Raw genomic sequence first — 15,614 nt, forward strand, 5'->3', positions numbered from 1 at the left:
GGAGCGGGGGGACTGTCCTGCTCGGCTAATAAAAGAACTTGGACGTTGGCATATCTCCCGTCCAACGCTGCCTCGAATTGAGCGCGGAGACTCGGGCGTGCGTCTGGGCAGCTTCCTGGCTCTCGCAATGACACTGAATCTCAACGAACGACTCACCGCAGCAACAGAGCCGCTCAACACTGATCTGGGCCACGGCAAGGTGGTTGACGGCGTGGTTGGTCTGGGTAGGCCCCTTGCTTCGCTAGGCTTGAGTTTATGGGCACAACAGGCAACTCCGGACGCGGCAAGGGATCCTCTTCCGCGCCTGCGGGTAAGCCCGTGGCCAAGCCAGCAGGCCAAGCTACCGGGAAGCCCAAAGTTTCCGCCAAGGTGTACCGACGGCGCCGCATCGTAGCGGGCGTGATGGCACTGCTGGTCATTGCCGCCTTACTGGTTGGTGGATTCTTTGTGGCGGGATTGTTTGGTGCCAACGCCCAAGATGACACCCAGAGCGGTGCGGCAGGGAACAATAGTACCCAGCAAGCCAAGCAGCCTGCAAAGGTGGGGACACCGCCGTCGGCCGTGTGCGACGAGGCCGGGATCAAGGTCAGCGCCAGCATGGATAAGGAAAGCTACGCCGCCGAAGAACTGCCCGTCATGACATTGCAAGTGACCAATTCCGGCAAAGCCCATTGCGACATCAACGTGGGCACGAGCCAAATGGAATTCGTGATCACCAGCGGCGATGACATCATTTTCAACTCCAAATTTTGCCAGACAGAAGCCACAGATTTGGTAAAAAATCTGGCCCCGGGCGCATCGGAAAAAGCCAATATGGTGTGGCACCTGAAACGTACGGCACCGGAGTGCGCCAAAGTGGTCTCTGAACCAGGCCGTGGCGGGGCCACTTACGTTCTTGTGGCGACGTTAGGGAAATGGTCTAGCCAGAAGGTACCGTTCACACTGCAGTGACGGACAACCTGCAGTAATGGGACCGGCCTTAGCTGCGTGTGCAGTCTCGGCATCGGCCGCCGGTGGCAGTTAGAGGAAGCGGTCCAAGAGGCTGGCCTCGGCGATGCGGGAGAGGCCTTCGCGCACATTGCGGGCCCGCAGTTCGCCAATGCCATCAACCATCATGAGCTCATCAATCGTGGCTGCCATCAGATTCTGCAGGCCACCAAAGTGGTCAACAAGACGCCCGGCAATGGCGCGCGGGACAGCCTTGAGGCCCGAAACCAGACGGTAGCCGCGCGGCTGAATGATGGCGTCGAGAGAATCATGGCCAGTGATCAGGCCAACCACGCCAGCAATCAAGCTCAGGTCAATAAGATCGGCCTGATCGATCTCCTGCAAGGCGGCAACAGCTGCATCAACATCCGTTGTTTCCGGGTCAGTGTAGTCGCGGATCACCATGTCAGCGCCGGAGCCGCGCGTTGTGGAAAGCTCTTCTAGCTGGAGCGACAGCAGCCGTCCGTCAACGCCGAGTTCCAGCACGTACTGGGCAATCTCTTCGGAAATGCGTCGCACCATCTCGTGACGCTGCAAGGTGACAGCCACGTCGCGGACCGTGACCATGGCCTCGATTTCAAGTGCCGACAATGAGCTGGTCACCTGATCCAGCCGGGCCCTGTACCGTTCCAAAGTGGCCAGTGCCTGGTTGGCTCGTGCCAGCACCTTTTCTGACCCTTCCAGTACGTAGCGCAGGCCGTCAACGTAAAGGGCAATGATCTGCATGGATTGGCTGACGGAAACTACCGGGACGCCCGTCTGGATAGCGACTCGTTCAGCCGTACGGTGCCGGGTGCCGGACTCTTGGGTTTCAATGCTGGGGTCCGGGACCAATTGCACTGCCGCCCGGATGATCTTGGTGACGTCCTTGTCGCAGACAATGGCGCCATCCATTTTGGCCAGCTCACGAAGACTCGTGGGGGCAAAGTCTATGCCGATTTCAAAACCGCCAGAGCATAGGCTGTCAATGGTTTTGTCGGAACCGAGCACAATGAGTGCTCCCGTGCGGCCTCGAAGAATGCGTTCCAAACCATCACGCAGCGGAGTACCAGGCGCGACACGGGCAAGCGTGGCTTTCAAGGCCTCTTCGGGGCTGCGAATCATGGGCGGTTCCTTCTTTTCAAGCGCGGGAATCCGCACAAGTCACTGACTCTATAATACTGGGCGCCCTACACCTTTCTGGCTCGCAGCGCTGCTGGACGCGCGCATCTTGACCTATCCGTGTCTTTTCGACCAATAAAAGCTCCTAAAGGTGCAGCAGCAGCTCCGTTGCCTCGGCTATGTGCTCGATCTGCTTCACCGTGAAGTCTGGGGGAATTGGGCCGGGACCGGCAGTGCTTAGCGGTACCAGTGCGTGGGTGTAGCCCAAACGGCTGGCCTCTTGGATGCGTTGATTGATCCCTGGCACCGGGCGCACCTCGCCGGCCAATCCCACCTCACCGAAGGCGACCATCTTGGGGTGGACAATCTTGTTGGTCTTTGCCGAAACAATGGATAACGCCACCGCCAGATCCATGGCCGGTTCACTCAGTCGTGCTCCGCCAACCGTGGCCACAAAACTATCGTCAGCGTCCAACCGCAACCCGGCCCTCTGCTGCAGGACGGCCAACAACATGCCCACTCGAGTGGAATCCAGACCGCTGACCGTGCGCCGCGGCTGGGATCCCAGAGCCGGGGTCAGCAGCGCCTGTACTTCGGCGAGCAAGGGACGGCGTCCTTCCATAGTGACGGTGATGCAGGTCCCGGAAACAGGTTGCGAGGTACGGGAAGTGAAGAGGCCGCTGGGATCGGCCAGCCCCTCGATGCCGCTGTCCGTCAAGTCAAAGCAGCCCACCTCATCGGTCTGCCCGTACCGGTTCTTCACGGCACGCAACAGGCGTAGACGGGAGTGGCGTTCGCCGTCGAACTGGCAGACAACGTCCACCAAATGCTCCAGTAGACGGGGGCCGGCAATGGAACCGTCCTTGGTCACATGGCCCACGAGGAGAGTGGTCATATTCAGGCGTTTGGCGGCGGCAATGAGCGAGGCCGCCACCTCGCGGATCTGCGACACCCCGCCAGCGGCACCGTCGATCATGGCGCTACTGAATGTTTGCACCGAATCCACGATCAGCAAGGCCGGCTGTACCGCTTCAACCTGACCCAGTGCGGTGCCAAGGTCCGTCTCGGCCCCCAGATACAGGGTGTCCGCGACTGCGCCAATGCGTTCGGCCCGTAACTTCACCTGGGCTGCTGATTCCTCACCCGTCAGATATAACACCTTCTGCGGTGCCTGGCCATGGTCATTGCGGGCAAACTTTGCCGCCACATCCAGCAACAACGTGGACTTGCCGACGCCGGGTTCCCCCGCCAGCAAGATGACGGCGCCGGGCACCATGCCGCCGCCCAAGACGCGGTCCAGCTCGGGTATGCCCGTCAGATTGTGGGCGGCTTGGGAGGCGTCGACCTCGGAGATCAGCTGGGCCGGCCGCACCACCGTGGTGGCAGCGGTGGTCCTGACAGTGACGGTACCGATCTCTTCCAGGGTGCCCCAGGCCTGACATTCGCCACAGCGTCCCACCCATTTAACAGCGCTCCAGCCACATTCTGTGCAGCGGAAATTCTGTCCCGAGTTAGTTTTTGCGTTCTTTGTTGCCATGGTTCCAGCCTACTGCCGGGGGCTGACACTGGCTGGCTAGATGGCTGGCGTAGCGAGGGAGAGGGCTGGGGAAGCGGCTGGCGCATCGGGGCACACGGGTGAGGTGCCCGGCGTCGAACTTTCAGGGGCGGCTAGAGATCCGGCAGCACGGAGCGGGCCTCGGAAGGCTCCATATCTGCAGCCTCCAGCAGGTCCACCATGAGGGTTCGGAACAGCAGCACCACCGCTTCGCCCTCCATGCGCGTAATTTCCAGCGTGGAGGGGTGCAGGCGGGTGGCGATATCGGCCAGGGCGTCCCGAGCGTGGCTCAAAGTGGAACGGGACTTGGTGTCAGAGAGGGCCGCGCCCAGCTCATCCACAGCGGAAGCGGTCTCGCTGAGGACATCGGCCAGGTGCATGGATCCGGCGTCGGACAACGCTGCATTGTTGATGACACTGGCTAGCCGCCGAGCCAAGACCCGGCTTGAACGCATGGCGTAATCCACCCGCACCATCAGCTTCGCCAAGCCCTCCACTTCCTCCCGGTGACGGCGGTACATGGGTGAGAGTCGGGCGATTTCAACGGAACCGTGCAGGCCCTGGCGCATGGCGTCGATGCGGGTTTGCTGGCTGCGGGCGCGGACCAGGGCATGCCACGCGGTAGTGGAATCGTTGTAGGAAACGGCGGAGGCGCACTCCCGCAGGACGAGGGAGAGCTCGCTGAGGACTTCCTTGAGATCGTCCTTGGGCTCGCGGCGTGGATCCCGGGGGAGCAAGAATGTGGCAGCTAGCGCGAAGCAGCCGCCCACAACCGCGTCTAGGCTGCGCGTAAACGGTCCGCCAGTCGGGATGGGCAGCAACACCACAAGGAGGGATTGCAAGGCCAACTGGGTGGTGAAAATGGCGCCGCTGTCCAGGAATCGAGCCAACAGGATGGATAGGAACAGTACCAAGGCTGCCTGCCAGATGCCGGCACCGAGCCAATGCAGCAAAAGATCACCAACGGCAATGCCAATAGTGCAACCCAAGCCGACTTCCAGCACTCGGCGCAGGCGCGGGTCCCGCGAGAATCCCAACGCAATAATGGCACTGGTGGCCGCAAACAGGGGGCCTTGGTGGCCCAGCACCAATTCCGAGAAGTAGTAGGCAGACACGGCGCAGACGGCCATCACCAACGCCGGCAGAACAGAGTTGACGCTTCGGCGCAGGCCCAAGCGGGCGCGCCGCTTCAGGAAAATGACTGTTTCGGCAGAGCGGGTTGACGGTGCCTGGGCTGACTCTGGCATGGTGCCTAGTCTATGCGCCAAGAGCGGCCACCCGGTTGCAGCTACTGGCTGCTACCGGGTGCCCGCTCCCTGATTAGTGCATGATGCGCTTGGTCTGTGTGCTCAGTCCAGATCTTCGTTGAAGCGTGCCATGACAGCTGCGAATTGGCGGACCTCGCTCACCTCCCACTGGGACAGCCGGTCGAACAGTTTTTGGCGGGAACTATCCTGTGCCATTTCGAAGCGTTCGTAGGCTTCGGGAGTCAGCGCCACAATCATCGCCCGCCCGTCAGCGGGATCTGCCGTACGGGTAATCAGTCCCAGCCCTTCCAGCTGTTTCAACAGACGGCTGACGACGGCCTTGTCGGCGTCCAGAATCTGCATCAGCGTTAGCTGATGCACGGGGCCGCGTTGGGAGAGGACCATCATTGCCGAAAAGCCCATTGGCTTGAGCTCGGGATGGATGATTGCCGCTCGGGTGGCAATGCTCTTCCTGGCTCGGACCAGCAACGTTCCAATTTGTTGCTGGACGGACTTGACAGCCTCGGCCATGCTTTCCTCGTTTACTTCCGCACCGACTGTGTTGGCCGTTTTTTTTGTTTCATCCGGTGCGACGCCGCCTGATGCGCTGGGGCCGGTCATTTGCGAGCCGTGAGTTCTTCAGCGTTTGGCGTGACGGCCACGGAGGCTTCACTGACATCGACCAGCACCTGCTCGGCTTCCTGCACGAGGGAGAGGGCGGTGGCAGCTTCGGCGTCGCTCTTGGTGCGTTCCTCACGGGTCTGGCTGCTCAGTTCGAGGTTTGGCAGGAAGGCAATGGCGAGGATTGTCAGAATACTCAAGGGTGCGGCGATGAAGAATACATGTCCCACGGCATCTCCGTAGGCCGATTCGATAATGATGCGCACTGAGTCCGGCAGGCTGTGCACGGCAGGGATGTTGCCGCTGGCCAGAGCCGTAGCAATGTCCTTGCCCTTTTCGCCAAGCCCGGCGATGGCTGCCTGAAGTTCGGCAGATTTGCCGACCAACAGGTCCGCGACCTTCGTGGCCATGAGGGCGCCCAGAACCGAGACGCCGATGGTGCCGCCCAAGGAGCGGAAGAAGGCGATGCCCGAGCTTGCTACGCCGATTTCCTGTGGGGTGACAGCGTTCTGAACGATCAGCACCAGGTTCTGCATGACCATGCCCAGGCCTGCGCCAAGGATGAACATGTACAGGGATACCAGGATGAAGTTGGTGTCGTAGTGAATGGTGCTGAGAGCAAAGAGGCCCACGAGCTGCAGGATTGAACCCACCACCATGATGGCCTTCCACTTGCCTCGTTTGGAGATCATGGCACCGGCAATGGTGGAGATGATCAGCAGGCCGGCCATCATGGGGATGGTCATCAGACCTGACTGGGTGGCATTGGCGCCGCGGGCAAGCTGCATGTACTGGGCTAGGAAGACGGAGGTTCCGAACATGGACACGCCTACCGAGATGGAGGCGATTACGGACAAGGTGAAGGTGCTGTTCTGGAACATGGTCAGCGGCAAGATCGGCTCGGCGGACTTGAGTTCCACGATAACGAAGGCAATCAGTGCCACGATGGCGCCGCCCACCATCAAGAAGCTAGGCGTACTAAGCCATTCGAACTGGGTTCCAGCTAGTGTTACCCAGATCAGCAGCAGCGAGACGCCAGCGGTCATAAGGACGATGCCCGCGTAGTCAATGGAGACCTTGCGTTTGGGCTGAACCGGCAGACGCAGGGTCTTTTGAATCAAGATGATCGCGATCACGGCAAACGGCAGAGCAACGAAGAAGTTCCAGCGCCAGTTGATGGCGTCCGTGATGAAGCCGCCAATCAGTGGGCCACCCACGGTTCCCAGTGCCATGACGGCACCGAACAGGCCCATGTACTTGCCGCGCTCGCGGGGAGAAATGATGTCGGCCATGACGATCTGGGTCAAGGCCGTCAAGCCACCGGCACCGAGGCCCTGGAAGACGCGCATGGTGATGAGCATCGAGGTGTCTTGGGAGAAACCTGCAATGGCTGATGCGATGACGAAGATCAGCAATGACAGTTGCAGGAGCAGCTTGCGGTTGGTCAAGTCAGCGAGTTTGCCCCAGATGGGGGTGGAGATGGTGGTGGCCAGCAAGGTTGCGGTAACCACCCAGGTGTAGGCAGTCTGGCTGCCATTGAGGTCCGCAAGGATGACGGGCAGTGAAGTGGAGACGACGGTTCCGGCGAGGATCGAGACAAACATGCCCATGAGTAGGCCCGTCAGTGACTGCATCACCTGACGGTGGCTCATCCCTGATTCGCTCAGCACAGGAGCTGCCTTCGCGATGGATATTTTCTGAGACAAAAAAGCTCCAAAAAGTGAAGAAAATGGTTGATTGGTGTCAACTATATATAAGTGGTTGCTTCAGGACAACTACTTTTGAAGTGAGCTGCGTCAAGTTCCTAGGGCTCCGAAGGTGATGATGCCTCAAAAATGTTCTGAACGTGACCGACATCGCACGTGATTTAGGAGAATCCGCGGATCGTTAACCCTCCGTTCACCTAAGCGGGGCCATGGCTTTACCTCGGCCTCCTACTCTCGAAGAGTAATGAATCGAAATGCAACCCATCGAAGAGGTAAAAGCGTGAAGTCACTTCACATTGGCCGCGTGGCAGCAGTACTCACCGTCGGCGCACTGGCACTTACAGCATGCGGCACGGACAACGTAGTGGAATCGGGCAACGGCGGCAGCTCCTCTGCACCTGCCGGGCCCTCCGTTACCGGAACCTTGACCGGAACGGGCGCCAGCTCCATCTCAGCAGCCATGGATGCTTGGAAGGCCGGCTTCGAGTCCACGAACTCCGACGCCAAGATCCAGTACTCCCCTGAAGGCTCCGGCGCAGGCCGCAAGGCCCTCATTGCAGGCGCAGTACAGTTCGCTGGCTCCGACGCTTACCTGAAGGACGAAGAACTCGCCTCCGCCCAGGAAAAGTGCGGCCCCGATGGCGCCATCAACATCCCTTGGTACATTTCCCCGATCGCTGTCGCGTTCAACATTGAAGGCGTCAAGGAGCTCAAGCTCGATGCCGACACGATCGCCAAGATCTTCCGCGGCGACATCAAGAACTGGAACGACGAGGCCATCAAGGCCGCCAACCCGGACGCTACCCTGCCGGATCTGGCCATCACCCCCGTGCACCGCTCGGATAACTCGGGCACCACCGAGAACTTCACCGATTACTTGGCAGCAGCTGCCTCCACGGTCTGGACCGACAAGAAGTCCGGCGACTGGCCTGCAGCACTCCCGGGTGAGAACGCCAAGGGCACCTCAGGTGTCGTCAAGACCGTCACCGAGACCGCTGGCGCCGTCACCTACGCCGATGACTCAGCCGTCACCGACGCACTGGGCAAGGTTGCGCTGAAGGTTGGCGACGCATTCGTTCCTGTTTCTGCAGATGCAGCAGCCAAGGCCGTTGACGCGGCAACGATCGTTGAAGGCCGTTCGGCTAACGACCTCTCCTTGAAGTTGGACCGCGCGACCACCGTTGCTGGTGCTTACCCGGCCATCCTCGTTTCCTACGGTATCTTCTGCGCTCACTACCCTGATCAGGCGACCACCGACCTGGTCAAGGCCTTCGGCAGCTTTGTCCTGAGTGATGAAGGTCAGAAGCAGTCCGCAGAAGCCGCCAAGAGCGCGCCCCTGTCGGCTGAACTGGCTACCAAGGCCAAGGCTTCGATCGATTCCATCAGCGTCGCAAAGTAAGCGTCAGTAACTAAGCTTCAATAGAAAGTACTGAATTGTCCACCACAAAGCTCGTACCCAAAACGGGAGCTGGGCAAGCCGGGTCAGGCCGCATCGGAGATAAAGTTTTCTCCGGTGCGGCCTTGACCGCGGGTGCGCTGATCGTTGCCGTGCTGTTTGCCGTGGCCCTGTTCCTCGTTGTCCAGGCCCTGCCGACCTTTGGCGCGGCATCTGCCGACATCACCGGAGGTGAGGGGTTCTTCTCCTACATCTTCCCGATTGTCATTGGTACTCTGATCGCCGCCACGATCGCCTTGCTCATCGCTACGCCCATCGGAGTGGCGGTTGCGCTGTTCATCTCGCACTACGCTCCGCGCAACTTGGCGCGTGTCTTGGGCTATGTGGTGGACTTGCTGGCTGCTATCCCCTCGGTTATCTACGGTGCTTGGGGCGCGAGCTTTCTGGCCTCCTCACTCAAGGGACCGTACGCCTGGCTGGCCGAGAACGTCGGCTGGATTCCGATTTTTGCTGGACCTGCTTCCGGTACCGGAAAAACCATTTTGACGGCAGGCATTGTTCTTGCCGTCATGGTACTGCCCATCATTGCCTCATTGACTCGGGAGATTTTCCTGCAGGCACCCATGCTGCACCAGGAAGCCGCGTTGGCATTAGGTGCTACCCGGTGGGAAATGATCCGTATGGCTGTCCTTCCCTTCGCCCGTGGCGGCATCATCAGCGCCGTCATGCTGGGCCTTGGCCGTGCACTCGGTGAGACCATGGCGGTCGCCTTGGTGCTTTCCTCCGGACCGCTGATCGCATCCTTGATCCGCTCCGGAAACCAAACTATTGCCGCCGAAATTGCCCTCAACTTCCCTGAGGCTTTCGGATTGCGCATGCATGAACTCATCGCCGCCGGCCTGGTGCTGTTCCTCATCACTCTGGCGGTCAACATGGTGGCCCGTTGGATCATCAACCGCCACAAAGAATTCTCGGGAGCCAACTAATGGCCACGCTCATGACCGAACGCAAACGGTCCGCCCTCACCCGCGGCCGCCTGCCACGCTACACCCCCTATGTGATCGCAGCGGCGGCTATCATCATCGCCGCCGCGCTCATGTCACTCATTGGTTTCAACGCCTTTGGGTGGGGCGTACTCTCAGCTATCTTCTTCGCTGCGGGCAACGTCATCAGCTCAGCCCTAGTTGAAGGACGCCGCAAGGCTGTCGACAAGCTGGCCACGTCTCTGGTGTACGGGGCCTTCCTGATCGCTTTGCTTCCGTTGGTCTCAGTGATCTGGACCGTTCTAGTCAACGGTGTTCCCGGCTTGCTGACCTCCGGCTTCCTCAGCACCTCAATGAACGGCGTGACGGGAGCCGTCGACAATGCCGCCGTCGCGAATGGCACACCGGTTGTCGGTGGCGTTTACCACGCGTTGGTTGGCTCCGTGCTGATCACCCTCTGGGCCACCCTGATTTCGGTGCCCGTGGGTCTGATGACAGCCATTTACTTGGTGGAATACAGTGCAGACAACAAGTTCTCCAGGGTCATCACGTTCCTGGTTGACGTCATGACAGGCATCCCCTCCATTGTCGCCGGCTTGTTCGCAGCAGCCTTCTTTGCCCTGATCATGGGGCCAGGGACCAAAACCGGGTTCGTGGCCGCCGTCGCACTTTCAGTGCTGATGATCCCGGTGGTAGTGCGCTCCAGCGAGGAAATGCTCAAGATTGTGCCCAACGAACTGCGCGAAGCCGCCTACGCACTGGGTGTGCGCAAGTGGCGGACCATCACCAAGGTGGTCATTCCCACGGCGATCTCCGGCATTGCCTCCGGCGTCACTTTGGCCATTGCCCGAGTCATTGGTGAGACGGCTCCGCTGCTGGTCACCGCCGGGTTCGCCAGCAGCATCAACATGAATGTTTTTGCCGGATGGATGTCCTCGCTGCCCACTTTTATCTACACTCAGATCATGACGCCCACCTCGCCGTCGAACGCTGACCCCTCAACTCAGCGTGCCTGGGCCGCAGCTCTTCTGTTGATCATCCTTGTTATGCTCCTCAACCTTGGTGCCCGCCTGGTCGCGCGTATCTTTGCGCCGAAGACCGGCCGCTAAATTCTTCTGAACGGAAAACCCACCATGTCAAAACGCATTGACGTTAGCGATCTGAACGTTTACTACGGCGACTTCCGCGCCGTTGAGGACGTCAACATCACCATCGAAGCAAAGTCCGTCACGGCCTTCATTGGCCCCTCCGGCTGTGGCAAGTCCACCTTCCTGCGCACCCTGAACCGCATGCACGAGGTCATCCCCGGTGCCCGTGTGGAGGGCAAGGTCCTGCTCGACGGCGACAACCTGTACGGCGACGGCGTTGACCCGGTGACGGTCCGCAGCCAGATCGGCATGGTCTTCCAGCGCCCCAACCCGTTCCCCACCATGAGCATCCGCGACAACGTGCTGGCCGGCGTGAAGCTCAACAGCCGCCGCATGCCCCGCTCGGATGCCGATGACCTCGTGGAGAAGTCCCTGCGCGGCGCCAACCTGTGGAACGAGGTCAAAGACCGCTTGGAGAAGCCCGGCTCCGGCCTGTCCGGCGGCCAGCAGCAGCGCCTGTGCATCGCTCGTGCCATCGCCGTATCCCCGGACGTGATCCTCATGGATGAGCCCTGCTCCGCCCTGGACCCCATCTCCACGCTCGCCATTGAGGACCTCATCAACGAGCTCAAGGACGAGTACACGGTGGTCATCGTGACCCACAATATGCAGCAGGCCGCCCGCGTGTCCGACAAGACCGCATTCTTCAACATCGCCGGCACCGGCAAGCCCGGCAAGCTCATCGAGTTCGCTGACACGGCCACCATCTTCAACAACCCTGCCGAGAAGTCCACCGAAGATTACGTCTCCGGCCGCTTCGGATAAGCCTTCTCGCCGGGCTGACAAATCGCTCTGCGGCACTCCCACGTACGACGGCGACACGCACCACACAGGTGAGTGTCGCCGTCGTACTTGGTTAAGCCCTAGCTAGGCGGGCTACCGCCGAGCTTCCCTTTTGCGCTGGACCTAGCGTGGGTTCGGCGCAGAGTCTGTTGTGCGTCAGATCCGGCGTGAGTTTGGCGCATAAGGGAAGTGGCGCACAGGGAGACCGTGCGGGTTGCCTGGCGGCTAGGGAATGCCCGGCGGTTAGGCCAGCGGCGAGAGAGCCAGGAAGAACAATGCGCCTAGGGCCAGGCAGACCACGGGGGTGGCGATCCAGGCCCTCGCAATATGGATCAATACCCGCCCATTGGTGGCCGCGAAGCGCTGATTCGCGCCGGCCCCCGCAATGGCTGCGGTGACCGCGTGCGTGGTGGACAACGGCATGTGGAGCACCATGGCACCAATGAACAACAGCCCGGCGCTGAGCATCTGGGCCACGGAACCGCGCATCGGATCCACCCGTACCAGCCGGTGGCCCAGGGTGTAGGAGATCCGCCAGCCGCCAAACAAGGTGCCCAGCGCCAACAACACCGCAGTGAAGATCGGGACCCACATGGGCAGTTCGCCAGCCCCAATGGAACCAGCGGCCACCAGCGCGAACAGGACAACCGCCGTCGTGCGTTGGCCGTCTTGGAGTCCGTGCCCAAACGCCACAGCAGCCCCAGCTACTGACTGAAGCTGCCGGGCGCGCCGGTTGACCCTGTTCGGGGCCATGTTCCGCGCCGCCCAGGACGTGGGGTAAACCGCCACGAATCCCAGCACAAAGGCGATCAGCGGGGAGATGAGCAGCGGCAGCACAACCAGCGTGAACATGGTGACGTTGATGCCATCGAGGGGACGGTGACCAATAACGACCGAGCCCAATGATGCGCCCACCAACGAGCTGATCAGGGCATGGGTCGATGACGACGGAAAGCCCCGCCACCACAGGTAAATACCCCACAAAGAGGCAGAGATGAGAGCCGCTAGCAGCAGGATCAGACCGTCCGTGCCATTCGGGACGTTGAAAAGTTTTTCCGCAAAAATAGTTGTTAGCGCCACGCTGGCCAGGGCGCCCAGGCAGTTGAACAGGGCAGCCAACAGGACCGCGACATTCGCTGTCAGGGCGCGGGTGCGCACGGAAAGGGCGACGGCGGCAGAGGCATCGCGGAAACCGTTCAGAAACGCAAAAACTGCGGCCGAGACGATCACGGCACCGAGCAGGAACGCGATCAACCTTAGGATTCCTTGACGATGATGCTGCCCACTTGGGCAGCTACCGTCCGCATCTGACGGCTGGCTGCCGCCAATTGGTCAGACAGGCTGCGATATTTTGTAAACGTTGTGGCGCTGTGGGAATCCAGCAATTCTGCGACGACCACTCGGTGGGTGTGGTCGGCTCGTTTGGCTAGCCGCAGCACCTCCAGCCAGTAGTCCTCAAGGCCGTCCAGATCGTTGAGGGATTTCATCGCAGCGGTGGTTAGTTCCGCCTGTCGGGCGAGGATTTCCAACTGATCACTCATGCGGGTGGGAATGCGGTCAAGGACGTAGAGCTCGATCAGTTCCCCTGCTCCTGTGAGAAATTCACTGGTTTCATTCAGGAGCTGGCCCAGCGTGTAGAGGTCTTCGCGGGGGAGCGGGTTCACGAAGCTGGTGCGCATGGTGGTCAAGAGGGTGGAGAAATTTGCGGTTGATTCCGCTTCTTGCTTCCGCAGCGATTCAGTCAAGGGGCCGAAGCCAGCCCTGCCAGCGCCCAGCAGCTCTGCCAGGGTCTGTGTACCTGCCAAGATATGCTCTGACATTTGGGCCAGTGCCTGCAACCCTGCAGTCTCTTGGGGGAAAAGTCGCAACTTCACGGCGAGACCTTTGTTTTAGCGGATTGATGAGGGAAAATCCGGGCATCTCCAGGGCAAAAAAGTGGTGTCGAACCGGGAGCGCCTCTCGGCACTGGGCCGCTCTAGGCGGCTATAAAATGGAGCCCGGGGGTTCCACGGTTCGACACCGCTTTCAGTCTTCTACGTCCGGCCCCGGCTGTCAACCGGGGTATCAACCAGAGACAGTTTCAGAGAGCTGATTAGTCTAGTTCGCCCTTGCGCCACGAGGTGGCGGCACCCTCGAGATCCTCCGCGGTTCGCACCAATTGGTGGGCTTTTTTAGTCAGTGCCGAGGCATGCTCGGTGTGGGCGGCTTCACGTTCGGCGGCGAGCGTGGCTTGTCCCAAGGCGACAACTCGGCAGAACGCCGCGGAACGGTCAAGCGCAACGTCGAAGTCGCCGTCGAACGCGCCGGAAAGAATGGCGTTAGCCATGACGGTGATTTCTTCGGCGCCGGGCGGCTCGGCAACACCTGCCACAGCATTGGCCACTTGGGCTCGCTGCTGCCCGGCACGGAAGAACACGCTGATGCCTTCAGGGTCTTGCAGTGTTGCGGCCCGCAGCGCGTAGAGACGCCAGAGGGCGCCAGGGAGTGAGCGGGCCGGGCTGGCTGCCCACAATTCAGCGATGGCTTCCAGGCCCTGCTTATCTGCCAGCTTGACCAGACGCCTGGTGACGGCAGGATCGTTGCTCTCCCGGCCGCCGCTGACCAGGGCGCGGGCGGCAAGATGGGCCGCCTCGGAGACACGGGCCGGATCGATGCCCCCGGCGTAGCTTTCAAAGTCGGCCGGTGAGAACGGCACCGGCTTGTGCGGGCGGGGGATGTTGGTGGCTGGTCGATCATTCATGACACGACACTACCCCTCGCCGCCCGGCCGGGTCGAGAGAATGGGGTTCGCTAGCCAGCAATCTGTGGAAGTCTGTGGAAGACGGTGATCCCAACAGTGGCTGTGAGGAAGTAACCGTGGCGCGATTGCATTCTGGTGCTTGCCGTGCGGTAGTCTAATATGCGTCAACTTTTGCAGGGATGGAAACATTACTACGCTAGTTGTCGTTAGGTCGGGCCTTTAGCTCAGTTGGTAGAGCATCGGACTTTTAATCCGTGGGTCGCGGGTTCGAGCCCCGCAGGGCCCACCGACTTAGCCGCAGGTCAGAACCACTTTTAGTGATTCTGACCTGCGGCTCTTTTTTGTTTTGGCCGCTAACCCGGGGTTAGCGGCCAAAATGTGTGTACAGCCCGGACGTGTCAGTGGTTTCTTCTTCGAAACAGCAGATGATGCGCCGAACCGGTTCGAGACTGCAGTAGACGCGACAAATTCGCGATGTTCATCGCATTATCTGCGTTTTCAAATCCGCAATCTTCGAGTCGCCATATCTGGCCCCGAAAATGCGATTAAACAGGCCGGCTAACCCGCCAACCCGTTATCCGGCGTTTTGGTGGGGTCGGGGCCAGGTCCCGTTAGTAGCCTCGCGAAGAGTCCTCGAGCGTGCCGGCAGAGTCGAGCGCAGCGATGAACTCATCCGATGTGGTTGGCGTGGAGAACATGGGGTAATCGAATTTGACCGCGGACTCGCCCTCTTCAACGCTGGTGGCGGCTACGGCGTCGGTCAAGGTCACCACGTTGTAGCCACGCTCGTACGCTGTGCGCATCGTGGATTCCACGCAGCAGTTGGTGAGGAATCCGGCCAGTGCCACGGTCTTGATGCCTTTGGCTCGCAGGATGAAATCGAGGTTGGTGCTGCCAAAGGCGTCCAGGCCTCGCTTGCCTTCAATAACAATGTCGGATTCCTCCGGAGCAAACCTGTCCATGATTTCAGCGCCCCAGGCTCCCTTTACAAACGCCGTGGCGTCTACCACGCCCTTAAGGATGCCGTAGGGATGCTTGGCGATCTCGTTGTAACCAGGTGCAAAGCTGATGGGGGAGTGGATCACCGTGGCTCCGGCTGCCCGGGCTGCGGCCAGCACTTTCGCTGCATTGTCGAGGGTGCCGTTGGCTTCCATGGAGTCCTTGACCGCCCCGTGCAAAACACCTCCCTCAGAGGTGAAATCATTCTGGAATTCAATGAAAACTACAGCTGTTGAATCGGTGTCCACGGGGCGCTCCTTGGGCTGAGGGGAGAATTTCTCACGACATTCCTGAATCTACCGCCGTAACGCGAACATTGGTAGAGCGCGGCGAAGTGGCAAGATAGTT

14 protein-coding genes and 1 tRNA gene are annotated in these 15,614 nt (G+C 60.4%); 6 read left to right on the top strand and 9 right to left on the bottom strand.

Going from position 1 to position 15,614, the window contains the following annotated elements:
• Positions 1–255 precede the first annotated feature (255 nt).
• Positions 256–951, top strand: coding sequence for a hypothetical protein (locus tag AB0P14_RS12175; protein WP_363842377.1), 696 nt, complete (start codon positions 256–258; stop codon positions 949–951).
• 69 nt (positions 952–1,020) lie between these two features.
• On the opposite strand, the gene disA is transcribed toward AB0P14_RS12175, so the two are convergent.
• The 5 genes from disA to AB0P14_RS12200 all read right to left on the bottom strand — a co-directional run bounded on the left by disA (position 1,021) and on the right by AB0P14_RS12200 (position 7,163).
• A complete protein-coding gene (disA, locus tag AB0P14_RS12180; RefSeq protein ID WP_363842380.1) occupies positions 1,021–2,091 on the bottom strand; it encodes a DNA integrity scanning diadenylate cyclase DisA in 1,071 nt (356 codons plus the stop codon).
• 142 nt (positions 2,092–2,233) lie between these two features.
• Positions 2,234–3,625, bottom strand: coding sequence for a DNA repair protein RadA (gene radA, locus AB0P14_RS12185; protein ID WP_363842383.1), 1,392 nt, complete (start codon positions 3,623–3,625; stop codon positions 2,234–2,236).
• Between the two features lie 131 nt (positions 3,626–3,756).
• The gene (locus AB0P14_RS12190; RefSeq protein WP_363842386.1) at positions 3,757–4,890 is read right to left on the bottom strand and encodes an FUSC family protein; all 1,134 of its coding nucleotides are present in this window, start codon (positions 4,888–4,890) and stop codon (positions 3,757–3,759) included.
• Between the two features lie 102 nt (positions 4,891–4,992).
• A complete protein-coding gene (locus AB0P14_RS12195; protein WP_363842389.1) occupies positions 4,993–5,511 on the bottom strand; it encodes a MarR family transcriptional regulator in 519 nt (172 codons plus the stop codon).
• Positions 5,508–7,163 (bottom strand): MDR family MFS transporter, encoded by a 1,656-nt coding sequence (locus AB0P14_RS12200; protein WP_363842900.1) that lies wholly within the window; start codon positions 7,161–7,163, stop codon positions 5,508–5,510. Before AB0P14_RS12200 ends, AB0P14_RS12195 begins: the two co-directional genes overlap by 4 nt.
• Before the next feature lie 334 nt (positions 7,164–7,497).
• On the opposite strand from AB0P14_RS12200, the gene pstS reads away from it, so the two are divergent.
• From pstS to pstB, 4 genes are read left to right on the top strand one after another with little or no spacing between them, the layout of a single operon-like run.
• Positions 7,498–8,616 (top strand): phosphate ABC transporter substrate-binding protein PstS, encoded by a 1,119-nt coding sequence (gene pstS / locus AB0P14_RS12205; RefSeq protein WP_363842392.1) that lies wholly within the window; start codon positions 7,498–7,500, stop codon positions 8,614–8,616.
• 35 nt (positions 8,617–8,651) lie between these two features.
• Entirely contained in the window at positions 8,652–9,599 is a 948-nt protein-coding gene (gene pstC, locus AB0P14_RS12210) for a phosphate ABC transporter permease subunit PstC (protein WP_363842395.1), read from the top strand.
• Positions 9,599–10,705 (top strand): phosphate ABC transporter permease PstA, encoded by a 1,107-nt coding sequence (gene pstA, locus AB0P14_RS12215; RefSeq protein WP_363842397.1) that lies wholly within the window; start codon positions 9,599–9,601, stop codon positions 10,703–10,705. Before pstC ends, pstA begins: the two co-directional genes overlap by 1 nt.
• A 24-nt stretch (positions 10,706–10,729) precedes the next feature.
• Positions 10,730–11,509 (top strand): phosphate ABC transporter ATP-binding protein PstB, encoded by a 780-nt coding sequence (pstB, locus tag AB0P14_RS12220; protein WP_363842400.1) that lies wholly within the window; start codon positions 10,730–10,732, stop codon positions 11,507–11,509.
• Positions 11,510–11,770: 261 nt separating this feature from the next.
• On the opposite strand, the gene AB0P14_RS12225 is transcribed toward pstB, so the two are convergent.
• The 3 genes from AB0P14_RS12225 to AB0P14_RS12235 form a co-directional block, all read right to left on the bottom strand.
• A complete protein-coding gene (locus tag AB0P14_RS12225) occupies positions 11,771–12,781 on the bottom strand; it encodes an inorganic phosphate transporter (protein ID WP_363842403.1) in 1,011 nt (336 codons plus the stop codon).
• A gap of 2 nt (positions 12,782–12,783) precedes the next feature.
• Positions 12,784–13,401 carry a nuclease PIN gene (locus AB0P14_RS12230; RefSeq protein WP_363842406.1) on the bottom strand — a complete coding sequence of 206 codons (618 nt, stop codon included), beginning with the start codon at positions 13,399–13,401 and terminating at the stop codon, positions 12,784–12,786.
• A gap of 218 nt (positions 13,402–13,619) precedes the next feature.
• A complete protein-coding gene (locus AB0P14_RS12235) occupies positions 13,620–14,267 on the bottom strand; it encodes a hypothetical protein (protein WP_363842409.1) in 648 nt (215 codons plus the stop codon).
• A gap of 213 nt (positions 14,268–14,480) precedes the next feature.
• Between AB0P14_RS12235 and AB0P14_RS12240 the strand changes: the two genes are divergently transcribed.
• Positions 14,481–14,553, top strand: a tRNA-Lys gene (locus tag AB0P14_RS12240).
• Positions 14,554–14,878: 325 nt separating this feature from the next.
• On the opposite strand, the gene AB0P14_RS12245 is transcribed toward AB0P14_RS12240, so the two are convergent.
• Entirely contained in the window at positions 14,879–15,514 is a 636-nt protein-coding gene (locus AB0P14_RS12245) for a cysteine hydrolase (RefSeq protein ID WP_363842412.1), read from the bottom strand.
• Between the last annotated feature and the right edge of the window lie 100 nt (positions 15,515–15,614).

This window comes from Specibacter sp. NPDC078709 (assembly GCF_040686795.1).
Lineage (GTDB): Bacteria > Actinomycetota > Actinomycetes > Actinomycetales > Micrococcaceae > Specibacter.

Coding starts and splice junctions, on each gene's coding strand:
- AB0P14_RS12235 (WP_363842409.1), bottom strand. CDS start 14,267: ATGAATGATCGACCAGCCACCAACATCCCCCGCCCGCACAAGCCGGTG.
- pstB (WP_363842400.1), top strand. CDS start 10,730: ATGTCAAAACGCATTGACGTTAGCGATCTGAACGTTTACTACGGCGAC.
- disA (WP_363842380.1), bottom strand. CDS start 2,091: ATGATTCGCAGCCCCGAAGAGGCCTTGAAAGCCACGCTTGCCCGTGTC.
- AB0P14_RS12195 (WP_363842389.1), bottom strand. CDS start 5,511: ATGACCGGCCCCAGCGCATCAGGCGGCGTCGCACCGGATGAAACAAAA.
- AB0P14_RS12190 (WP_363842386.1), bottom strand. CDS start 4,890: ATGCCAGAGTCAGCCCAGGCACCGTCAACCCGCTCTGCCGAAACAGTC.
- pstA (WP_363842397.1), top strand. CDS start 9,599: ATGGCCACGCTCATGACCGAACGCAAACGGTCCGCCCTCACCCGCGGC.
- AB0P14_RS12200 (WP_363842900.1), bottom strand. CDS start 7,163: ATGAGCCACCGTCAGGTGATGCAGTCACTGACGGGCCTACTCATGGGC.
- radA (WP_363842383.1), bottom strand. CDS start 3,625: ATGGCAACAAAGAACGCAAAAACTAACTCGGGACAGAATTTCCGCTGC.
- AB0P14_RS12175 (WP_363842377.1), top strand. CDS start 256: ATGGGCACAACAGGCAACTCCGGACGCGGCAAGGGATCCTCTTCCGCG.